Origin of the sequence: Clostridium sp. TF06-15AC, assembly GCF_003481165.1 — a bacterium.
GTDB classification, from domain to species: domain Bacteria; phylum Bacillota; class Clostridia; order Lachnospirales; family Lachnospiraceae; genus Otoolea; species Otoolea fessa.
Genome location: NZ_QUKS01000001.1, coordinates 388,271 through 410,110, shown reverse-complemented (window position 1 = coordinate 410,110; position 21,840 = coordinate 388,271). Strand labels below are relative to the sequence as shown.

The 21,840-nt window shown below is 50.8% G+C and carries 17 protein-coding genes; 16 read left to right on the top strand and 1 reads right to left on the bottom strand.

Annotated features, from left to right (window positions below; all coding sequences use genetic code 11):
• Positions 1–51 precede the first annotated feature (51 nt).
• A complete protein-coding gene (locus DXC57_RS01835; RefSeq protein WP_118650918.1) occupies positions 52–1,467 on the bottom strand; it encodes an alanine/glycine:cation symporter family protein in 1,416 nt (471 codons plus the stop codon).
• Positions 1,468–1,595: 128 nt separating this feature from the next.
• Here DXC57_RS01835 and DXC57_RS01830 point away from each other — a divergent pair, with 128 nt between their 5' ends.
• The 16 genes from DXC57_RS01830 to DXC57_RS01755 all read left to right on the top strand — a co-directional run bounded on the left by DXC57_RS01830 (position 1,596) and on the right by DXC57_RS01755 (position 21,822).
• Positions 1,596–1,829, top strand: coding sequence for a hypothetical protein (locus tag DXC57_RS01830; RefSeq protein WP_022358715.1), 234 nt, complete (start codon positions 1,596–1,598; stop codon positions 1,827–1,829).
• A gap of 323 nt (positions 1,830–2,152) precedes the next feature.
• Positions 2,153–3,385, top strand: coding sequence for a cobalt-precorrin-5B (C(1))-methyltransferase CbiD (cbiD, locus tag DXC57_RS01825; protein WP_118650916.1), 1,233 nt, complete (start codon positions 2,153–2,155; stop codon positions 3,383–3,385).
• Between the two features lie 23 nt (positions 3,386–3,408).
• On the top strand, positions 3,409–4,182 hold the full coding sequence (gene cobM / locus DXC57_RS01820; protein ID WP_118650914.1) for a precorrin-4 C(11)-methyltransferase: 774 nt from the start codon (positions 3,409–3,411) through the stop codon (positions 4,180–4,182).
• Between the two features lie 19 nt (positions 4,183–4,201).
• Positions 4,202–5,545: a cobalamin biosynthesis protein gene (locus DXC57_RS01815; RefSeq protein ID WP_118650912.1), complete on the top strand. Its 1,344-nt coding sequence runs from the start codon at positions 4,202–4,204 to the stop codon at positions 5,543–5,545.
• Positions 5,546–5,574: 29 nt separating this feature from the next.
• Positions 5,575–6,258 (top strand): precorrin-3B C(17)-methyltransferase, encoded by a 684-nt coding sequence (cobJ, locus tag DXC57_RS01810; RefSeq protein ID WP_118472708.1) that lies wholly within the window; start codon positions 5,575–5,577, stop codon positions 6,256–6,258.
• Positions 6,251–9,322: a cobyrinate a,c-diamide synthase gene (locus DXC57_RS01805; RefSeq protein ID WP_118650910.1), complete on the top strand. Its 3,072-nt coding sequence runs from the start codon at positions 6,251–6,253 to the stop codon at positions 9,320–9,322. Before cobJ ends, DXC57_RS01805 begins: the two co-directional genes overlap by 8 nt.
• A gap of 39 nt (positions 9,323–9,361) precedes the next feature.
• On the top strand, positions 9,362–9,928 hold the full coding sequence (gene cbiT / locus DXC57_RS01800) for a precorrin-6Y C5,15-methyltransferase (decarboxylating) subunit CbiT (RefSeq protein ID WP_106999977.1): 567 nt from the start codon (positions 9,362–9,364) through the stop codon (positions 9,926–9,928).
• A gap of 5 nt (positions 9,929–9,933) precedes the next feature.
• Positions 9,934–11,034 carry a tRNA-dihydrouridine synthase family protein gene (locus DXC57_RS01795; protein WP_118651322.1) on the top strand — a complete coding sequence of 367 codons (1,101 nt, stop codon included), beginning with the start codon at positions 9,934–9,936 and terminating at the stop codon, positions 11,032–11,034.
• A gap of 166 nt (positions 11,035–11,200) precedes the next feature.
• Positions 11,201–12,874: a Na/Pi cotransporter family protein gene (locus DXC57_RS01790; RefSeq protein ID WP_022358706.1), complete on the top strand. Its 1,674-nt coding sequence runs from the start codon at positions 11,201–11,203 to the stop codon at positions 12,872–12,874.
• Complete coding sequence (locus tag DXC57_RS01785) at positions 12,874–13,602, top strand: response regulator transcription factor (protein ID WP_118650908.1); 729 nt, start codon at positions 12,874–12,876, stop codon at positions 13,600–13,602. The genes DXC57_RS01790 and DXC57_RS01785 overlap by 1 nt, the downstream gene beginning before the upstream one ends.
• A gap of 7 nt (positions 13,603–13,609) precedes the next feature.
• Positions 13,610–15,010: an ATP-binding protein gene (locus DXC57_RS01780; protein ID WP_117795546.1), complete on the top strand. Its 1,401-nt coding sequence runs from the start codon at positions 13,610–13,612 to the stop codon at positions 15,008–15,010.
• Positions 15,011–15,192: 182 nt separating this feature from the next.
• On the top strand, positions 15,193–16,215 hold the full coding sequence (locus tag DXC57_RS01775; RefSeq protein WP_106999973.1) for an ABC transporter substrate-binding protein: 1,023 nt from the start codon (positions 15,193–15,195) through the stop codon (positions 16,213–16,215).
• Positions 16,216–16,345: 130 nt separating this feature from the next.
• Positions 16,346–17,263 (top strand): ABC transporter permease, encoded by a 918-nt coding sequence (locus tag DXC57_RS01770; RefSeq protein WP_118628495.1) that lies wholly within the window; start codon positions 16,346–16,348, stop codon positions 17,261–17,263.
• Positions 17,263–18,060: an ABC transporter ATP-binding protein gene (locus DXC57_RS01765; RefSeq protein ID WP_117795542.1), complete on the top strand. Its 798-nt coding sequence runs from the start codon at positions 17,263–17,265 to the stop codon at positions 18,058–18,060. The genes DXC57_RS01770 and DXC57_RS01765 overlap by 1 nt, the downstream gene beginning before the upstream one ends.
• A 387-nt stretch (positions 18,061–18,447) precedes the next feature.
• Positions 18,448–20,127 carry a C40 family peptidase gene (locus DXC57_RS01760; RefSeq protein ID WP_118650906.1) on the top strand — a complete coding sequence of 560 codons (1,680 nt, stop codon included), beginning with the start codon at positions 18,448–18,450 and terminating at the stop codon, positions 20,125–20,127.
• 15 nt (positions 20,128–20,142) lie between these two features.
• Positions 20,143–21,822, top strand: coding sequence for an SH3 domain-containing protein (locus DXC57_RS01755; RefSeq protein WP_118650904.1), 1,680 nt, complete (start codon positions 20,143–20,145; stop codon positions 21,820–21,822).
• Positions 21,823–21,840: the final 18 nt, after the last annotated feature.

Genomic DNA, 21,840 nt, shown 5'->3' with positions numbered 1-21,840 from the left:
TGAAAAAACTCTCGTTTTTTCACACGCCCTTTTTATTTCGAAATAAAGTGGCTATGATTTCTTATATTTTGCCTCATAATCCCGCAGGCTTACAAGCGCTTCTTTCGACATCGGAATCAGCGCGATCAAGTTGAAGACGGTCATCAGACCGACACCGACATCACCGAGATCCCAGACAAAGGTGTAGGCGGTCAGTCCGCCGACAAACATCATGATCAGGGCGAGAATCTTGTACGCCGTCTGGGCGGCCCAGGTGTCTCCGAAGAGGTAGCTCACATTGGAGCGGGCGTAGAAGAGGATGCCGATGAAGGTAGTGAAACTGAACAGCCACAGGATTACGGCTATGAAAATGACGCCTAATTCCCCGAAATGCCAGCTCATCGCCGCCTGCAGCAGATCCATGCCCTCCAGACCGGAGATTTTATCAGCCGGGACCAGCAGCATGATCATGGCTGTACAGGTGCAGAGAAGCGTGTCGATGAAAACGCCCATCGCCTGCATCAGTCCGACTTTGGCAGGATGGGAGGTTTCTGCCGTCGCTGCCGCACACGGGGCGGAACCGCTTCCTGCTTCATTGGAGAAAAGTCCCCGTTTGACACCGTTCATCAATACGGCGCCGAAGCCGCCTGCGATTGCCTGGCGCAGACCGAGTGCTTCCTCAAAAACGCGGGCAAAAACGCCTGGAAGCTGGCGGAAGTTCACGATAATTAAAAACAGGGTCAGGATAATGTAAATGCCTGCCATGATCGGAACCAGCAGATCCAGAACCCTGACGGAGGCATTTTTCCGAAGAATGATGACTGCCGCAAGGAGAACTAAAAACAGGCATGAGTAGATCGGCGGGATGCCGAAAGCATTCTTAAAAGAAGAGGTCACGGAATTACTGATGACCTGGCTGATACCGCACCAGCAGATCAGACCGGAGAGCGCAAACAGTACGGAGAGAAGGTTTTTCTTCGAAACCGGCGTTCCCTGCTTCTGGCGTTTGCTGTTGATCCAGTCGTGAATGTAGTAAGCAGGACCGCCGCGGTAACCGCCGTAGAGCGGATCCGGCTGTTTGTGAAGCTGGGCTAAGGTCGCCTCGATGAAAGCGGTTGCCGAACCGAGCAGCGCGGTTACCCACATCCAGAACAACGCACCGGCGCCTCCGGCGGAGAGAGCGGCAACGATACCGACAAGATTTCCCATACCAACGCGGGTCGCAGTTGACACGATCAGTGCCTGGAGTGCGGAGAGAGAGCCACCTTTGTGTCCGGTTTCGGCCTTTTCCAGCAGCGCACGCAGCATATCCGGAAGCATCCGGATCTGCAGGAACCGCGTTTGGATAGTACAGAAGATACCGGTCGGGACGAGCAGAAGAACCAGAAGCGGCAGGTTGATGGTTGTTCCGCCAGGAAGCGGCAGATGAATCCAGTCACCCCAGAGGAAATAGTAGGTTTTTTCGATTAAATTGATAATTGTGTTCATGTTTTCACCCCAAAATTTTATATAGTAAAGGTGCGCCCGCAGGTGCTTGACGCTTGATTGAAAGATAGTTATAATGAGTGGCAGGGAGTTTTCAGACTCTCAGTATCATAAGGAAAAGGAGAATTCATATGCAGTACGCAATTGCACATTTAGATCCGAATGAGGACAATCCTTCCATGGAAGAGAATCCATGCATTAATGTTGATTTTGAAAACGAAGAGGAATCATGTCTGGAAGCTGCAACCATGATGATGGATGAAGGCTACAAGATGGTAACTCCATTTTTCATTGAGGACGGCGGCAAAGCGGGCACATACTCCTGGGAGTATGTCAATGCCCATCTGGTTGTCCGTACCAAATAATGTTTCACGTTGTTGTTTAAAACTGTATTGTTTTAAAGTGTGTGAGACTTAAAATGCCGGAAAGAGAAGATCTTTCCGGTTTTTTATATTTACATGTTAGCTGTCCTTGCACGTTTATAATAACTATTTCTTGAATATGTAATTAAATCTACTTATTTATATTCCGTATTGTACCGCACAGTTGAGGAAAGTGCAAGGGGAAAATGAGGGATTGTTACTGGAATTTTAAATAAAGATAAATAGTAATAAGTTGAAAGTCGGGTGTAAATCTCCTATAATGGACAGAAGAATCCTCAGGCAGAAAATGGCATACAGGGAGGCAGATGGAGACGGAAAAGAAACAGACAGATGAAAAAAAGGAACTTCGAACCGGATTTACGACCGGAACCTGCGCGGCGGCGTGTACGCGGGCGGCGGTGTTGTTTCTCTGCACAGGGGAAGCACCTGCGGCGGCAGAGACAGTGACACCTTCCGGCGTTCGGGCGATTCTGCCGATTGTCCGGGCAGAGAGGGAGGAAGATAGCGCAGTATGCGGTGTACAGAAGGACTCCGGTGACGATCCGGATGTGACGAATGGGACATTGGTTTGTGCACGGGCCGTCCTGGCTTGTCATGATAGCATAACTGAAAGCGGTTACACAGACCCGGCGTATCCGGGAATTGAGGTAACCGGCGGCGAGGGCATCGGCATGGTGACGCGGGACGGTCTTTCGTGTCCGGTGGGGCATTACGCGATCAACCCGGTACCGCGGACGGCTATTTTCCGGGAGGCGGCTCTGGCACGCCGGGAGGCGGGCATGCCGGAGTTACCTTTGCGGATTGAGATTTCTATCCCTTCCGGGCGGGAGCTGGCGGAGAAAACGTTTAACCCGCATCTGGGGATCATCGGTGGTATCTCGGTGCTTGGAACAACTGGGATTGTGAACCCGATGAGTGAGGCGGCATTGGTTGAGACGATCCGGCTGGATATCCGGGTGCACGCCCAGGAGGATGTTTCGCTGTTGGCAGTGGCGCCAGGCAATTATGGAGAACGATTTTTAAAAGAAGAAACCGGGCTTTCGATGGAAAATTTCATCAAGTGCAGTAATTTTATCGGGACCAGCTTTAAAATGCTTTCACAGGAAGGAATTCACCAGGCGCTTTTGGCAGGGCATGTTGGAAAACTGGTCAAAGTGGCAGGTGGTGTGATGAATACACATTCCCGGTATGGTGACAGGCGGATGGAGATTTTGTCTGCATGCGCGCGGACCGTTGGATTTCCGGAGGCAGATGCCCTGCTGCCGATGAATACGACTGAGGAAGCGGCAGATTTCCTATATGAACATGGATATCTGAAACAGGTCATGGAGCAGGTGGCGAATCAGGTCAAAGCGGTATTGGAAGAAGAGAGCGGCGTTCAGACAGAGGTAATGCTATTTTCGAGCAATTATGGACTGATGGCGCGGACAGCTGGGGCGGATGCGTATGTGCGGGAGCTGCTGGAGATGGAGAGAGGCATGGAAGTAATGATAAATAGAAGAATCATAAATTACGAAAAGTTGAGATTCGAATATTAAATAAAAAAGGAGAAATCACATATATGGTATATTTCGTCGGAGCAGGTTCGGGAGCGCCAGATTTAATCACAGTGCGGGGAGCACGCCTTTTGAATCAGGCAGACCAGATTATTTACGCAGGTTCTCTGGTCAATCCAGAGCTTTTGGATTATAAAAAAGAATCAGCCGTTGTCTATGACAGTGCGAAAATGACGCTGGAAGAAGTGGTCGAAAAGATCCAAGAAGCGGAATCGAAGGGTAAGATGACGGTGCGGCTTCACACGGGCGACCCCTGCGTGTATGGTGCGATCCGGGAACAGATGGACGAGCTGGACAAGTTAAATATCTCTTATAAGGTATGCCCGGGCGTCAGCTCTTTCTGCGGCGCGGCATCTGCATTGAATCTGGAATATACCTTGCCGGGCGTTTCACAGAGCGTGATTATCACCCGGATGGCGGGGCGGACACCGGTGCCGGAGCGGGAGAGCATCGCGTCGTTTGCAGCGCATCATGCGACTATGGTTATATTTTTAAGCACGGGAATGCTGAAGAAGCTTTCGGAAGAGCTGATAAAGGGCGGATATGAGGCGGACACGCCAGCGGCGATCGTGTACAAAGCGACCTGGCCGGATGAAAAGCGGGTTGTCTGCACGGTTGCCACGCTTGCAGAGGCGGCAGAGCAGGAAAATATCAAAAAAACAGCTCTGATTATCGTCGGGGATGTGACTGCCCAGGCGGGATACGAGCGCTCACGTTTATATGCGCCAGAATTCACAACTGAATTCCGTCAGGGGACGGATGGTTTTGTATATGAGTAATAGAAAGGGATTGTTATAAATGGAGCAGTTGAAACTTCGGGTCAGGAACGGTATCTGCATTTGCTTTACTGCACAGGGAAAAGAAACGGCGACACGCCTGCTGGAGAAATTAAGCCAGCATATGGAAGAGGCGTTTGACTTTTTAGATTATACAGGATCCGAACATTCGAAACCGCTGAAACAGGTGGTCAAGGAAGCATTTCAGGAGAAGGAAGCAATTTTGTTTGTCGGGGCGGCGGGGATTGCAGTCCGTTTGATTGCGCCGTGGGTGCAGGATAAGCTGAAAGATCCGGCGGTGCTGGTGATCGATGAGCAGGGACGTTATGCGATCCCGATTTTGTCTGGACATGTGGGCGGATGCAATGAACTGGCAGAGGCAGCGGCGCAGATTCTGGGGGCAGAACCGGTAATTACGACGGCAACGGATCTGCGGCAGGCATTTGCAGTTGATGTATTTGCAGCGGAAAATGAGCTGGTGATCAGTGACCGGGAACTGGCGAAACAAATCTCTGCGGCGGAGCTGCGCGGTGAAAAAATTGGCTTTTTCAGTGATTATCCAGTAGATGGAATCGTTCCGGCAGAGATTACTCCGGGCGTATGGCAGAAGGAAAACATCTATGTGACGTTGAAACAGGGCGGATGCCCGAAAAATGCCCCAGCGTCTCTGGTGCGCCGGGATATGGTGATTGGGCTGCAGGAGAAGAAGGAACAGCGGGATGCAGCCAAAGCTGCGGCGGTAGTGGCAGTGGAAACCGGCGATTCGGCGAAGGCGGCTGAGATAGATATGTCTGTCGGAAAATCCGATATAGGATCGCTTGGGCAGAAAAGTAAGCAGAAGAAAGAGCAAAGTTATGAGCCGGAAAATGAATCAGGTACGCCGGAACTTCTGCGACTGTATCCGCGAACGGTTGTTCTTGGAATGGGATGCCGCCGGGATTCGTCCCTGAATGCTGTCCGGGAGATGGCAAGAGTGGCACTTTCTCGGGCGATGATTGATAAAAGTGCGGTGCGGGCGATTGCAACGGTGGATCGGAAGAAAAATGAGATGGCATTTCTGGCGCTTGCGAAGGAGTGGGATGTGGAACTGTGGAGTTTTACCCCGGAAGAGCTGGAGAGTGCCGGTACGAAGTTTGCAGAATCGCCGTTTGTGCGGAAGACAGTAGGGGTAGGAAATGTTTGTGAGCGTGCAGCCGTCATGGGGGTGCGCCGGATTTACCGGGAACGGGAGATGGATGAGAAAAATCTGCCTGCGATCGATCTGAGAGTACAGAAAATGGCGTTTAACGGTGTGACGGCAGCAGTAGCGGTTCCGGCATCGGAGCAAGTAAGGAGGCAGCAGTGGAAGAAAAAAAATTATACGTGATCGGAATTGGACCGGGGGCGAGAGAACAGATGACGGTCCGGGCAGACCGCATTTTACGGGAAAGCCAGGTGATCATCGGTTATACGGTATACGTGGACCTGGTAAAAGAATTTTATCCACAGGCGGAATTTCTGACAACGCCGATGCGCCAGGAAAAGGAACGCTGTGAGATGGCATTAAAAGCGGCGCAGGATGGTCGGAAAACAGCAATGATCTGCAGTGGGGACAGCGGCGTCTATGGCATGGCGGGGCTGGTGCTGCAGATGGCAGAGGCGTACCCGGATGTGAACGTGGAAGTAATTCCAGGAGTGACGGCAGCGCTGGGAGGCGGAGCCATTCTCGGTGCACCGTTGGGACATGATTTTGCGGTGATCAGCCTGAGTGACCTTCTGACGCCGATGGAAGTGATCGAAAAAAGGCTGCGTGCAGCGGCGGAAGCGGATTTTATTATCTGCCTCTACAATCCATCCAGCCGGAAACGCCACGATTATCTGGAGCGTGCCTGCCGGATTCTTTTAGAGTATAAAAGTGGTGAGACTGCCTGCGGATATGTACAGAATATTGGCCGCGAGGGCGAGGCGGTGCACCTTCTGACACTGGCAGAACTGGAAAAGACACCGGTGGATATGTTTACGACCGTATTTATTGGAAATAAGGAAACGCAGATGTTAAGTGGATGTCTGGTGACACCGAGGGGATACCGCGATGTGTAAAATATGGATATTTGGAGGAACGACAGAAGGGCGCCTGCTGGCGGAATATTGCAGCCGGGAAAAGATTGAGGCGTGGGTCAGCGTGGCTTCGGAGTATGGAGAAGAGCTTTTGCAGGAGGAGCTGATGGAGTCTGGGAATGCAGGGAATCCAGATTTGAACCATAATACTTGCCTTGCAAAGAAAAACTTGAAAACGGTTCAGGCATCCTCAGTGATAAAAGTCTTACGTGGACGGATGGATCGTTACCAGATGGAAGAATTTATCCGAAACCAGGGGATTCATCTTGTGATCGATGCAACCCATCCGCATGCCAGACTTGTTTCAGAAGAAATCCAGGAAGCGTGCGGACGGACTGGTGTCCGCCTGGAACGGTGCCTGCGCGCAGAGGGCGAACAAAACAAAGCACGTGATTGGGTCGAGGTTGATTCCATTCAGGAGGCAGTGTCATTTCTTTCTTCTGTTTCCGGCGTGATTTTTGCCACAACTGGCAGCAAAGAACTGGAAGCCCTGTGCCAGATACCAGATTATCAAAAACGGGTGTATGCGAGAGTGCTTCCAACTTCGAATGTTTTGAAGAAATGTGAAAAATTGGGGATAACTGGCAGCCATCTGATTGCGATGCAGGGACCTTTTTCCACCGAAATGAATACGCTATTTCTCCGACAGACAAAAGCGGAGTGGCTATTGACGAAAGATTCCGGGCGTGCGGGCGGATTTCAGGAAAAGGTAGAAGCGGCGCGTGAAAATGGAACCAGAGTGGTTGTGATCCGCAGACCGGAGGAGAATGGCATTTCGCTGGAAGAGGCGATGGAGGTGCTGAAGAAGGCGGATGAGGGGAAGGTTGGAGAGTTAAAAACACATTTGATTCTGGCGGGAATTGGCATGGGACAGCCGTCCCAGATGACAGGGGAAGTCCTTCGGGCAATTCGAGAGAGTGACGCCTTGATTGGCGCGGGGCGTATGCTGGAATCCGCGGAGAGAGCGCTGCAGAATGATTTGCTGATTAGCAAGGAAGGAAAAGCTGAAAACAGACAGGAATCAGCGGCTGCGGTGGAAAAAGAAACGAAGTGCTATAAAGCATATCTTCCTGACGATGTGATACAGATTGTATCGAAGCATCCGGAATGGAAGAAGGCGGTCATCCTGTATTCGGGTGATACCGGCTTTTTCAGCGGGGCATCCAGGATGGCAGAGCGGTTGCGGGAAGCTGGTTATCCATTTACCGTCTATCCGGGTACATCCTGTGTCAGTTATCTGGCGGCACGCCTGGGGACGCACTGGGAAGATGCGGCGATTTATTCCGCACATGGAAGAGAATTGTCTGTCGATCGGGTGATGAAACGTCTGTGTGATCCAGAAGAACCGGCTAAGCGTGCGTTTATCCTCATGGGCGGCAAAAATGGAGCTGGACAGTTTTGTGAACGTCTGACACAGGCGGGATATGGAAATGTACAGGTGACGGTTGGTGAAAACTTATCGTACCCGGAAGAGCAGATCCGGAGCGGGACCGCGGAAGAAATGAAAAAATTGGAATTTGCGGATTTGAGCTTGATACTGCTGGAAGTCACGGATGAAATAAAGAATGTAAAGCAGCTGAAAAGGTTTGAACAAGAAGATAAACGTTTGCTTTCTGCAGATTCTGTCGGAGTATTTCCACGTATCATGCTTGCCGCCCCCAAAAGCGGCAGTGGAAAAACCCTTCTGACTTGCGGGCTGCTTGAAGTCCTTCGCCGCCGCGGTCTGAATCCGATCGCGTGCAAATGTGGACCGGACTATATCGATCCAATGTTTCACCGCTATGTGCTCGGCATTCCTGGGCGAAATCTCGATAGCTTTTTTATGCCAGCGGAAGGCGTGCGGAAGGTTTTGGTGGATGCAGTGCGGGAAGAACAGGCGGGAATCGCAGTTTTAGAGGGTGTCATGGGCTATTATGACGGCTTGGGCGGAACAGAAACGTCCGCCAGCAGCTGGGAGATTGCAGAGATCACAGACACGCCGGCGATTCTGGTGCTGGACTGTAAGGGCGCATCGTTGTCGGCGGCAGCAATGGCATCTGGATTTTTACATTTCCGGAAAAAAAGCCATATTGCCGGAGTGATTTTGAACCGGGTTTCTTCGATGTATTATGAGCGGCTGGCGGCAGCCGTGGAAGAGGCGTCGGGGCTTCCGGTGCTTGGTTATCTGCCGGAATCCGAGGAATACCGCATGGAAAGCCGCCATCTGGGACTTTTTCTGCCGGGCGAGATCGATCGGCTGCGCGAGCGGATCGGGCGATTGGCAGATCAGATGGAAAAGTCGATCGCGGTGGAGCGGGTGCTGGAAGTGGCAGGGATGCTTCCATTGAGGATAGAAAACAAAGAGAAAGAAAAAGCAGAAAACGAATCAATGGAGGCGGAAAGTATAGCGAAATTCCCAGCATGTCAAGAGCAAAAAGTCACCTCGCGCGTCCGCATCGGTGTTGCCCGTGACGAGGCATTCTGCTTCTACTATCAGGAAAATTTCCGCCTTCTGGAACAGATGGGGGCGGAGCTGGTTTATTTCAGTCCACTGAGGGATAAAAAAATCCCGGACAGAGTGGATGGGCTTTTATTTGGCGGCGGTTATCCGGAGAATTATGCACGGGAGCTGGCAAAGAACGCGGCGATGCGTGAGAGTATCCGGCGGTCGATTGCGGCGGGAATGCCGTTTCTGGCGGAATGCGGTGGATTTTTATATTTACACCGTACTCTTGAAGGAAGCGATGGAAAACACTGGGAAATGGCTGGCGTTTATCCATTTGACGCTTACCGGACGAACCGCCTGCGCCGGTTTGGCTATGTGCGTCTGCTGACCTCATCCGGTCAGGAAATTCACGGGCATGAGTTCCATTACTGGGAGAGCGAAGATCCGGGCACCGACTGGGAGGCAGTCAAACCGACCGGAAACCGAAGCTGGCGCTGCATCCATGAAAAGGGAGGACAGATTGGCGGATTTCCGCATCTCTATTATGCATCCTGTCCAGATTTTTTGCGAAAATGGCTGGATGAATGTGCCAAAGGGAGTCAGCAAAAATATACCAATTGAGTGAATTTATATGAGAATTTAGAAAATGGGGAGTACCAAATGCGAGATGAATGGTTTATCCGGGGCAAGGTCCCGATGACGAAGAGTGAGGTGCGGACCGTGTCATTGTCCAAGCTGGAATTGTATGAGGACTGTGAGTTCTGGGACATTGGCGCGGGAACGGGTTCTGTCAGTGTGGAAGCGGCGGTAAGCTGTCCGGGGATTCATGTGTGTGCGTTTGAATATAAGGAAGAGGCGGTTGATCTGATCCGGGCAAATTGTGAGAAAGCCAGAACAGAGGCGGTCACGATCGTGCCGGGAAAGGCGCCGGAGACATTTGCACAGGTAAGTGTTCACCGACCGGATCGGGCATTTATCGGGGGAACAACCGGACAGATGCGCGAGATTCTGGATGAATTGTTCCGCTTGAACCCAGATATCCGAATTGTGATCAACCTGATTGCGCTGGAGTCTCTGACAGTGCTTATGAGTTACCTGAAAGAGCGCGGGATAGAGGCGGAGATTCTGTCCATGCAGATTGCAAAAGCGGAGAAGATTGGTTCCAGTCATTTGATGAAAGGGCAGAATCCGATCTATATCATATCACTGGGAGGAAATGAAGCGTGAAGAAAATGATTCAGCCAGAGGCATTAAAAGTGGGCGAGAATCGTATAAGCGCGAACGATGCAAGGAGTGTAAAATTAGATTTTGCACCAATGGAGGGAATCACGGGATACGTATTCCGGCAGGCGCATGCAGTCATTTATGGGGGCGTTGACCGGTATTACAGTCCGTTCATTGCACCAGGTTCCAGCCATAAGCTGACATCCAGGGAGAGGAACGATATTCTTACAGAGCATAATCAGGGATTATGCCTGATCCCGCAGATTCTGACGCATTCGGCGGAAGATTTTCTGTGGGTTTGCGAGGAACTGGCGGAGTATGGATATAGGACGGTTAATCTGAACCTGGGCTGTCCGTCGGGGACGGTGGTTACGAAGAAAAAGGGCGCGGGATTTTTAGCCGAGCCGGAAGATTTGAGCTTGTTTCTGGAGGAAGTCTGCAACGGATTGGAAAAAATCCACGCTGCGGATGGAAAGCCGGTGCGTTTGTCGATCAAAACCCGGATCGGCATGAAAGAAGCGTCTGAATTTCCACGCCTGCTCGCAATCTATAATCATTATCCGCTGGAAGAACTGATTGTACACCCGAGAGTGCGCGAGGACTATTATAAGGGGAAAATACGGATGGAGTCATTTGCGTATGCGCTGGAGCAGAGCCGCTGCCCGGTCAGCTATAATGGAAATCTTTTTTCGGCGGCGGATGCGTCTGCACTTATGAAAGAAATTGTAGGACAAGATGAAGCATCTGATAGCGGTAAAACGCAGAAAAAAATGAAATTAGCCGCACTGATGTTTGGGCGCGGTGCGGTTGCGAGCCCGTGGATTTTTGGAGAGGTGCGGAATCTGCCATCCTCGAATCATCTCCAATCTTTCCAGCAGTTCCACGATCGCCTCCTGACCGGTTATGCAGAAATCATGTCCGGCGACCGGAATACTTTGTTTAAAATGAAGGAACTCTGGTACTATTTCCAGTGCCATTTTCCGGGATGTGAAAAAGAATTGAAGAGGATTAAGAAGGCACAGAAGCTGTCTGACTACCGGGCTGCTGTTCAGGCGATGTTTGCGAGCGGGCGGTTTGTGGAAGGCGGCTTTCGCAACCCGGCACTATAGGATTGGTACCGGGCTGTCCTGTAACCATCCTTTCATTCAGGCAGTACAGTGTTGCGAATATCAAATTTTACACAGATTTTACATTTCCTGCTGGTTATTTTTACATTTATTTGATATAGTGAAGACATACTATGTGTAAAGATCAAAAGATGATGGGAGAATATGTATGTCTATTAGTACTTTGGGAACACTCTTTCAGTTCATTGGAGGACTGGGAATGTTCCTGTATGGAATGGAGTCGATGGCGGATGGTCTGCAGAAGTTTGCGGGCAACCGTTTACAACGTGTGCTTGAGATCCTGACTTCGAACCGCTTGCTGGGCGTGCTGGTGGGCGCGGGCGTTACCGCGATCATCCAGAGTAGTTCCGCGACGACGGTTATGGTCGTTGGTTTCGTAAATGCCGGAATTATCAATCTTCTGCAGGCGACCGGCATCATCATGGGTGCCAACATTGGTACGACTGTGACGAGCTGGATTGTGTCGATGAGTGAGTGGGGCGAGGTGTTAAAGCCAGAGTTCTTTGCACCGGTTCTCTTCGGTATCGGCGCATTCATCACGATGTTTGCGAAGAGCCACAAGAAAAAAGAGGGTGCCGAAGTCCTGATCGGTTTTGCACTCCTGTTTATCGGTCTTTCTTTCATGTCCGGTTCGATTGAGCCGTACCGGGATGCGCCGATCTTCTCCGAGTCCTTCCGGGTACTGGGACAGAATCCACTTTTAGGTATTTTAGTCGGTCTGGCAGTTACCGCAATCATCCAGAGTAGTTCCGCGTCCGTCGGTATTTTACAGATGCTGGCGATCAACGGCATGGTAAACTGGCAGTCAGCAGTCTTTATTACATTGGGACAGAACATCGGTACCTGTGCGACCGCGCTGTTATCCTGTATCGGTACGACCCGTACGGCAAAGCGTGCGGCGGTCATTCACCTTCTGTTCAATGTGACGGGTGCAGTTGTATTTGGCGTCGCTTTATACATCGTGTTTATGATGAATCCGGAGCTTGCGATGACGCGTGCGGACAGTGTGGGAATTTCGATTTTCCATACGATATTTAACGTTGTCAACACCTGCATTATGTTCCCGTTTGCCGGTTTCCTGGTAAAGGCATCGGATGTGATTGTTCCGAAGCCGAAGGAGACAGAGAAAGAGTGGTCGGCAAACAGTGTCGAGACCGAGATGATCCGTCACTTAGACGACCGTATCCTCGAAACTCCGTCCTTTGCGATTGAGACGGCGTGCAACGAGGTTGTCAACATGGGTAAGGTAGCGGTTGCCAACTTAAAAATAGCGACAGCAGCCTTAGTAGATGCAGATGATAATTTTTGTGAACAGGTATTTGAAAATGAAGAGACGATCGACCGCATGGAGAAAATGCTGACCGAATATCTCTTAAAGATCAACAACCTCTCCTTGAATGATGAACAGCATCTTCTCGTTAAGAATATGTATTATACAATCGGTGATCTTGAACGTGTCGGTGACCACTGTGAAAACCTGGCAGAGCTTGCTAAGAAGCGGATTGAGAATGTGAATATTGATTTCTCGGATCTGGCGCTGAAAGAGCTGCGGACGATTGCAGATGCAACGCTTAAATCGGTCGAGGCGTCCGTGGAGGCACGTCAGGCGCATGACATGCAGAAAGTACGTCAGACTGCCCGCTGGGAGGAAGAGGTTGACAATATGGAAGAGGAGATGCGCGAGAGCCATATGAATCGTCTTTCCAATGGAGAATGCAAGATTGAGGGCGGTGTTATCTTCCTGGATGCACTGGCAAATTATGAGAGAATCGCGGATCATGCCAAGAATGTAGCTGGCTACGTAAAGGAAGAGATGCAGTAATGAAATATCGGATATATGTGATTGAGGATGATGAAAATATCCGGAATCTGATCTGCGTGGCACTGGAAAACTTCGGTTACTGCGCCAGCGGATTTGAGACGGCAGAGGAAGCGCTTGACAACCTCTCGGCCCTGCTCCGGAGAGGCGGGGAGGCGCAGCGGGAGTATCCGGCGATGTTTGTATTCGACTGGATGCTGCCGGGGATGGACGGCATGGCGGCGATCCGCAAAATCCGGGAGATGCCGGACTTTTCCGCAGCCCCGGTCCTGATGCTGACGGCAAAGGATCGTGAGATGGATATTGTACAGGGACTTGACAACGGTGCTGACGACTACATGACGAAACCGTTCGGTATTCTGGAGCTTTCGGCGCGCGTCAGAAACCTTTTAAAGCGGGTGGAACCTGCAAAAGAGGAGGTTTCCAGCCTGACGATCGGTGAAGTCAGCATCAACCGGGAGACGCGGGAGGTGATTGCCTGCGGCGACCGGACGGAGCTGACGCTCAAAGAATTTGAACTTTTAACATATCTCATGGAACATATCAACCGGGTGGTGACGCGCGACGAGCTTCTCGATCATATCTGGGGCTATGACTATGATGGGGAGACGAGAACGCTGGACATGCACATCAAGACACTCCGGCAGAAGCTGCATGATGCCGGAGCCCAGATCAAGACAGTGCGCGGCGTGGGCTATCGGTTTTTAAAGGAAAAAGAAGCGGGAAAGTGATGAAACGATGCGAAAAGCGATTTTGACGAAATTTATTCATCTGTTATTCCTGGCGCTGGTTCTGAATACATTTATCGCTCTGGTGGTTACCAGCAGTGTATTGCTCAAACGGTCAAGGGAGGACATGCATTTTGCATTGGAATCCGTTGACCGTATGTTGGATTATACGGGGAATGTGGAAGAACAGCTGATGGATTTGAGCGACCTTACGAACGACAATAATAGCCGTTATACGCTGATCCGGATGGATGGCACGGTGGTGGCTGATACGGAAGTAGCGCAGGTGAATCAGATGGAAAATCATCTGGAGCGCAAGGAAGTGAAGGATGCGCTGGCGACGGGCTATGGATATTCGGTGCGCCGTTCTGGAACGTTAGGAATGCAGATGGCGTACGCGGCGATCCGTTCATCGGACGGCAAATACATACTGCGCCTTTCTGCCTGTTCAACCGGTTTGGGTGAATATATCCTGATGTTGATTCCGGCCGCTTTTTTGAGCTTTGGAATAGCTTTTTTTGCATCGGCAATGGAGGCGGAACGGTTTTCCCAGTCAATCACGCGTCCTTTGCAGGAAATTTCCAGCGAAATGGTGCGGATGGATGACGACTACACGCGTTTTCAGTTTGAAAAATGCCCGTATGAGGAGATCAATGTCATCGCGGACACGACGACGCGGATGTCCCGGAATATGAAGAAATATCTGGAGCGCATTGAGAAAGAAAAACAGATCCGGCAGGAGTTTTTCAGCAATGCATCGCATGAGCTGAAAACACCGATCACTTCGATCCGCGGTTATGTCGAGCTTTTGGAAAGCGGCATGGCACAGGATCCGGACACGGCACATGATTTTCTGGGACGCATAAAAAAAGAGGCAATGCGGATGACGAACCTGGTGGATGATATTTTGATGATCTCCCGTCTGGAATCGCGCGGTGCGAAAGCAGATATTGTGACAATCCGCACGGTGGAACTGCTGGAGGACAGCCTGTCTTCGATTGCCGCGCAGGCGGCGTCGCGCGGCATCACAGTCCATAAAGAGTGCGAGAATTTCACAATTCGTGCCGATCTGCGCCAGATGCAGGAGCTGTTTAACAATCTGTTGACAAACGCGGTCAAGTATAACAACGAGGGCGGCGAAATCTGGGTGCAGGTCAAGCACTGGGGCGCGGATATGATACTGACGGTCCGCGACACCGGCGTCGGCATCCCGGCGGAGAGCCAGAGCCGTATTTTTGAGCGGTTTTACCGGGTGGATAAAGGGCGCAGCCGCAAACAGGGCGGCACCGGGCTTGGTCTTTCGATCGTCAAGCATATCGTGAATTTTTATCATGGAAGCGTGAAGGTAGAGTCGGAAGTCGGAAAAGGTTCAACGTTTACGGTGAAACTGCAGATCGCGGAAGCAAAATAAAAAAGAGTCAACCTGAATTCCCTATAAAATAGCGGAATTTTAGGTTGACTCTTTTTGGAGTTTGTAGTATGATTGCTTTAAAGCGTAACAGTTCAGCTCTTTAAAGTGAAAAATAAATCATGGTTTGATGCATAAGAGGAAAATCTGTTACATACGTTGAAAAGGTTCAGGAGGATGATATTATGAGAAAGACAAAGAAATTAGCAGCCCTGATGCTGGCTGGCGCGATGGCGGCATCCCTGGCAGCCTGCGGAGGACAGACAGCAAGTACGGACACGACAGCAGCGGAGTCCGCAGACGGAGAAGAAAGCAAAGAGGCAGAGCAGACAGCAGACGGCGAGACCTATAAGATTGGCGTATTACAGCTGACCCAGCATGTGGCACTGGATAAGACCAATGAGGGCTTCGTGGCAGCGCTGGACGATGCAGGCATCAAATACGAGATCGACCAGCAGAATGCAGCTGGCGAGCAGTCTGCATGCCAGACGATCGCAGAGAAACTGGTCAACGATAAAGATGATTTGATTTTTGCAATCGCAACCCCGGCAGCACAGGCAGTTGCAGGTGTGACGGATTCGATTCCGATTCTTGTAAGCGCCGTTACCGATCCGGCGGCTTCCGGTCTGGTAGAGAGCAACGAGGTTCCGGGCGGCAACGTATCGGGTACTTCTGATCTGACTCCGGTTAAAGAGCAGATTGACCTGATGCAGCAGATTATTCCAGATGTAAAGAAGGTCGGACTTCTGTATTGCAGCGCGGAGGCAAACTCCGTTCTTCAGATTGATATGGCGAAAGAAGCACTCGACACAGCCGGTATTGAGTATGAAGATTACACCGTTTCCAATTCCAATGAGATTCCTACCGTTGTAGAATCTATGGTTGGCAATGTAGACTGCGTATACACACCAACCGACAACATGATCGCAGCTGGTATGGCAACCGTAACGATGGTAACAAATGAGAATAAACTTCCGGTTATCTGCGGCGAGAAGGGCATGGTAGATGCAGGCGGTCTTGCTACTTACGGTATTGATTACTACCAGTTAGGCTACATGACCGGTGAACAGGCCGTTAAAATCCTGACTGAGGGCGCCGATATTTCTAAGATGCCGATCGGTTATCTGGACGCTTCCAAGTGCGAGCTGAGTGTCAATGAAGAGACAGCACAGACGCTGGGAATCGATGTATCTGGACTTGAGAAATAAAGAGTACCAGAAAGACCTAAACTTCAAATGAGATGGACTGTCAGATCAGAAGCATAAAATAAATATGCCGATCTGGCAGTCTTTACAGTTAATCAGATGAAGAAAATACAAAACACAGGGAGGTAAAAGTTTGAGCGGTTTATTAGTATCCCTGCAGGGCGCGGTTGCACAGGGCGTTCTTTGGGGAATCATGGTATTGGGAGTTTACATTACATTCCGCCTGATGGATATCGCGGATATGACGGTAGACGGAAGCTTTGCGCTGGGTGCCTGCGTTTGTGCAGTCCTGGTAGTCAACAAAGGAGTAAATCCGGTGCTGGCACTTTTAGTTGCAGTGGCAGCCGGTGTCGTGGCTGGTGCGGTAACGGGTATTCTTCATACTGTATTTGAGATACCAGCGATTCTGGCAGGAATTCTGACCCAGATTTCCCTCTGGTCGATCAACCTCCGGATCATGGGAGGAAAGAGCAATCTGCCGCTTCTGAAAGTCAAGACACTTATCAGTGGTCTGGCTGCTTCCTTCGGGATGACCCAGGCACAGGCATCGATGATCGTTGGAATTGTGCTGGCGGTGGCGGCTATTCTGTTTCTTTACTGGTTCTTCGGAACCGAGATCGGAAGTGCGATGCGTGCAACTGGTAACAACGAGGATATGGTGCGCGCGCTGGGCGTGGACACTCGTATGACGAAGCTTTTATCCCTGATGGTCAGCAACGGCCTGGTCGCTCTCTCCGGCGCACTCGTCTGCCAGAGCCAGAAATATGGTGATGTTGGAAGTGGTACGGGTGCGATCGTCATTGGTCTGGCGGCGATCGTCATCGGCGAAGTCCTGATGGGACGATTGACCTCTTTTTATTGGAAACTGACCTCCGTGGTTGTCGGTTCGGTCATTTACTTTGTGATCCGTGCGGTTGTACTCCGCATGGGTATGGACGCAAACGACATGAAGCTGCTCTCTGCTGTCATTGTAGCGCTGGCACTCTGTGTTCCGGTAGCACTCGCTAAATATCGGCTGAGAAAAGATTATTCAGAAGGGGGCGAGGAGTAATGCTGACGATAACAAATGTAAAGAAAACCTTTAATAAAGGAACTGTTAATGAGAAAAAAGCCTTAAACGGTATCAACTTGCACCTGGCACCGGGCGATTTCGTGACGATCATCGGCGGAAACGGTGCTGGAAAATCCACCATGTTAAATATGATCGCAGGCGTATATCCGATTGATTCCGGTAAAATCGAGATCGACGGTGTAAACATATCCAGGGAACCAGAATACAAACGCGCTAAATATATCGGCAGAGTCTTCCAGGATCCGATGCGCGGCACCGCTGCCAATATGGAGATACAGGAAAACCTTGCCATGGCACTGCGCCGCGGCAAATCCAGAGGACTCGGCTGGGGCATCAAAAAGAATGAAAAGGACTTCTACCGTGAGGCATTGGCACAGCTCGATCTGGGGCTTCAGACCCGTATGACCAGCAAAGTGGGCTTACTCTCCGGCGGACAGCGCCAGGCGCTCACCCTTCTGATGGCGACCCTCCAGAAGCCAAAGCTCCTTCTTTTAGACGAACACACCGCCGCCCTCGATCCCAAAACAGCCCGCAAAGTCCTCGATCTCACCGAAAAGATTGTAGATGAACAAAATCTGACCGCGCTTATGGTTACCCATAACATGAAAGATGCGATTCAGATCGGCAACCGTCTGATTATGATGCACGAAGGTCGGATTATCTACGATGTAGCAGGGGAAGAGAAGAAGAATCTGCAGGTAGAAGACCTGTTAGAGAGATTTGAAAAGGTAAGCGGAGAAGAATTTGCGAATGACCGTATGATGCTTGCCAAATAAGCAGGGGGTATAAGATTTGAAGGCTTTTATCAAAATCATTAACCGATAACAGACAAAAAATATACGGAATGAAAAGTGGGTTAACAAATTAAAAACCACGACTATAAGTGAGAAAGAATGCCCTCCGGCGGCGCGAGCGGTCGGAGGGCATTCTTTCGGACTAAGCAGCCGCGCATTCTCCTCCCATATTTCCAACTAATTCCACCTTTCACGACTTAACCGTTTATCTACAACTTAACACTTCTGTAATAATTCATTTATAGAAAATTCATTTTTTCCTCCACATCCTTCCTTGGCAATTCCCTACGAATATGATAAAATAAAAATTACGTTTAAGACGTTTAAGATATTAAGTCATAATTTCAAGAAAAATCAGGAGCGATCCATATGTTAGAAGAAGAAAATAAAAAAGAAACGCAGGAGTCAGAACAGGTGCCAGCGGCGGAGCGGATTCAAGAGCCGGAAGCAGTTCAGAGTCAGGAATCAGAGCCAGCTCAGGATCAGACACCAAAGCCGGTCCGGGAATCCGCGGGACATTCGCGCAGGCGTCAGGGCGAAGATAAGAGTCAGAACCTGCGCTTCGGAGTGATAGCAGCAGGAGTGGTAATTGCCCTTGCAGTTGCAGCGTTTGCAGGCAAGTCCCTGCTCAGCCGTCAGGCGGGAGCCGGAACTGCAAAGAATGGGGCGGCGACAGCATCAGAGCTTTCGAAGGACGAGGCATCCGAAGAGTCCAGAGCAGAGGAGATCAAAGAGAAAGAAGCAGTGGTAGCTTCCTATAAAAATCTGGGTATCGTGCAGGTGTCTGGTTATCTGAATATGCGTGAGACGGCGAGCACGGATGGCAACATCATCGGCAAGCTGATGGGCGACAGTGCGTGTGAGATCGTGGATGATTCAACCGAAGGCTGGTATCAGGTCGAATCTGGCGGTATTTCCGGTTATATCAGCTCAGAGTTTGTTCTGACCGGGGATGAGGCGAAGAAAAAAGCGTTGGAACTGGTTGAAAAGCGGGCGCTCATCACGGCAGATTCCCTGAACATCCGAAAAGAGCCGAACACGGAGTCTGAGGTTGTCGGTCAGGCATTGAAAAATGAGCGCTATGTGGTCGAGGGTGAGCCGGAGAATGGCTGGATTCAGATTTCGAGCGGTTATATTTCCACGGATTATGCGGAGATCAAATACGCACTCAATGAGGCGCGGAAGCTGGATATGCGTGCGATGGTGCTGAATTTATACAAAAATCTAGGTATTTCCAGTGTGGATAATTACTTGAATGTGCGCGATCAGCCAAGTGAGGATGGCAATATCATCGGTAAGATGACGAGCAAGTCTGCCGGAGAGATTCTGGAGACGAGCGAGGACGGCGGCTGGTATAAGATCCAGTCGGGTCCCGTCACTGGATATGTGAAGGCGGAGTATATCCTGACAGGAGATGCGGCGAAGCAGGAGGCGATGGAGGTTGCAGAACTGATGGCGATCGTTTCAACCGACCGCCTGAATGCCCGCACGGAGCCGAGCACGGATGCGCCGATCTGGACGCAGATCTCTAACAATGAGCGTTACGACGTTATAAGCCAGCAGGATGGCTGGGTCGAGATTGCGCTCGATACGACGAGTGCGTATGTGGCGACTGATTTCGTAGATGTGCGTTATGCATTGCCGGAGGCGATCCCATTTACCCCATTAAAAGAAAAAGAATCCTTGCGGACCCAGATTGTCAACTATGCGCTTCAGTTTGTCGGAAACCGTTATGTCTGGGGCGGTAATGACCCGCATTCGGGTGTGGACTGTTCTGGTTTTACAAAGTATGTATACAGCCATGTGGCGGGCGTGTCCCTGCCGCGGGTGTCCCGGGAACAGGCGCGGACGGGTACGAAGATTGATTCTTCGAAGATGCGTCCGGGCGATCTGATTTTCTATACGAATCGCAAGGGAACGGTCAACCATGTGGCGATGTACATTGGCAATGGTCAGATCGTCCATGCGGCGAGCCGGAGAAGCGGCATCAAGATTTCTACCTGGAATTACCGGAATCCGTACCGGATTGTCAATATGCTGGGAGACTGATAGGGGGAGGATAAGATGGAAGAGCAAAAGACAGAAGATTATAAAGAACGCCTGCAGAAAGCACGTCAGAGACGAAATGGCAAAGATCCGATGCACTGGTTCATGATCGGGGGCTGTGCCGTCATTGTGGTGCTGGCTCTGGTTATCATCGTGAAGCTGGCACAGGGCGGCACCTTCGGAGGTTCTGGAAACGCCCGGGTGGCATCGGCATCCGAGGCAGAGGTGCAGGAAACCGTGATCGGAGAGACGCTGCCGGAGGATGAGGAACAGGCAAAAGAGGACGAAGAAAAGAAAAATGTAGTCGAGTCCTACCAGAATCTGGGTATTGTGGATGTATCTGGTTATCTTAATATGCGTGAGAGCGCCAGTACAACCTCCGATGTCATTGGCAAACTGATGGGCGGCAGTGCGTGCGAGATTCTGGACGATTCCCAGGAAGGCTGGTATCAGATATCTTCCGGCGGTCTGGAGGGCTACATCAGTTCAGAATTTGTACAGACCGGCGAGGCGGCAAAAACAGAGGCATTTGAGCTGGTCAAGAAGATGGCGGTCATCACGACTGACAAGCTGAATATCCGGAGTGAGCCGAGTGAGGACGCGCAGGTGCTGGAACAGGCGCTGAAAAATGAGCGTTATTCCATTGTCAGCGAGCAGGACGGCTGGATTCAGATCAGCGGGGGCTATATTTCAGCGGATTATGTGGATGTGCGCTATGCGTTAAATGAAGCGCGTAAGCTGGATCTGCGGACGATGGTTCTCAATATGTATGACAATCTGGGTATTTCCAATGTCAATAACTACTTAAATATCCGCGTGGAGCCGAAGGAGGATGCGAAGATCATCGGTAAGATGACGAGCAAGTCCGGTGGTGAGATTCTGGAAACGACCGAGGATGGCGGTTGGTATAAGATCAAGTCCGGTCCGGTTACTGGCTATGTTAAATCCGAATTTATTCTGACTGGAGATGCGGCGAAGCAGGAGGCACTGCAGGTTGCACAGCTGATGGCGATCGTATCAACTGACCGTCTGAATGCCCGTACGGAGCCGAACACGGACGCGCCGATCTGGACGCAGATTTCCAACAGCGAGCGGTATTCGGTTATGAGCCAGCAGGATGGCTGGGTGCAGATTGCACTGGATGAGACGAGTGCCTATGTAGCGACTGAATTTGTCGATGTCCGGTATGCGTTAAATGAGGCGATCGAGTTTACACCGGTTGAGGAGACCCCGGAGCCTGAGACCAAGGCGGCGAGCAGCAAGGGAGGCTCTGGAAGCAAGAGCAGCAGTAACGGTGGTTCTGGCAGCCAGAAAGCATCTTCAAGCGGCTCCTCCAAGCGTGCGCAGATCGCAAACTACGCGACTCAGTTCCTTGGGAATCCGTATGTATGGGGCGGTACCAGCTTGACAAATGGTACGGATTGTTCTGGATTTACGATGTCGGTTATGGCACACTTCGGCGTCGGCCTGCCGCATCATTCGGGTTCCCAGGCGGGAGCAGGAAGAAGTATCAGTTCTTCCCAGATGCGTCCGGGTGATCTGATCTTCTACACAAACAGCGGTGGAACGATCAACCATGTAGCACTCTATATCGGCGGCGGGCGCGTGTGCCATGCATCGAATGCAAGGGATGGTATCAAGATTTCCACCTGGAATTACCGTACCCCGGCGAAGATCGTCAATGTACTGGGCGATTAATTCCATGGAAAGTCAATA

Excerpts from the sequence above, each read along its gene's own strand:
- cobJ (WP_118472708.1), top strand. The coding sequence starts at position 5,575 with ATGACGGTCCGGGCAGACCGCATTTTACGGGAAAGCCAGGTGATCATC.
- DXC57_RS01785 (WP_118650908.1), top strand. The coding sequence starts at position 12,874 with ATGAAATATCGGATATATGTGATTGAGGATGATGAAAATATCCGGAAT.
- DXC57_RS01830 (WP_022358715.1), top strand. The coding sequence starts at position 1,596 with ATGCAGTACGCAATTGCACATTTAGATCCGAATGAGGACAATCCTTCC.
- DXC57_RS01835 (WP_118650918.1), bottom strand. The coding sequence starts at position 1,467 with ATGAACACAATTATCAATTTAATCGAAAAAACCTACTATTTCCTCTGG.
- DXC57_RS01755 (WP_118650904.1), top strand. The coding sequence starts at position 20,143 with ATGGAAGAGCAAAAGACAGAAGATTATAAAGAACGCCTGCAGAAAGCA.
- DXC57_RS01765 (WP_117795542.1), top strand. The coding sequence starts at position 17,263 with ATGCTGACGATAACAAATGTAAAGAAAACCTTTAATAAAGGAACTGTT.
- DXC57_RS01805 (WP_118650910.1), top strand. The coding sequence starts at position 6,251 with ATGTGTAAAATATGGATATTTGGAGGAACGACAGAAGGGCGCCTGCTG.
- cobM (WP_118650914.1), top strand. The coding sequence starts at position 3,409 with ATGGTATATTTCGTCGGAGCAGGTTCGGGAGCGCCAGATTTAATCACA.
- cbiT (WP_106999977.1), top strand. The coding sequence starts at position 9,362 with ATGCGAGATGAATGGTTTATCCGGGGCAAGGTCCCGATGACGAAGAGT.
- cbiD (WP_118650916.1), top strand. The coding sequence starts at position 2,153 with ATGGAGACGGAAAAGAAACAGACAGATGAAAAAAAGGAACTTCGAACC.
- DXC57_RS01775 (WP_106999973.1), top strand. The coding sequence starts at position 15,193 with ATGAGAAAGACAAAGAAATTAGCAGCCCTGATGCTGGCTGGCGCGATG.
- DXC57_RS01760 (WP_118650906.1), top strand. The coding sequence starts at position 18,448 with ATGTTAGAAGAAGAAAATAAAAAAGAAACGCAGGAGTCAGAACAGGTG.
- DXC57_RS01795 (WP_118651322.1), top strand. The coding sequence starts at position 9,934 with ATGATTCAGCCAGAGGCATTAAAAGTGGGCGAGAATCGTATAAGCGCG.
- DXC57_RS01815 (WP_118650912.1), top strand. The coding sequence starts at position 4,202 with ATGGAGCAGTTGAAACTTCGGGTCAGGAACGGTATCTGCATTTGCTTT.
- DXC57_RS01790 (WP_022358706.1), top strand. The coding sequence starts at position 11,201 with ATGTCTATTAGTACTTTGGGAACACTCTTTCAGTTCATTGGAGGACTG.
- DXC57_RS01780 (WP_117795546.1), top strand. The coding sequence starts at position 13,610 with ATGCGAAAAGCGATTTTGACGAAATTTATTCATCTGTTATTCCTGGCG.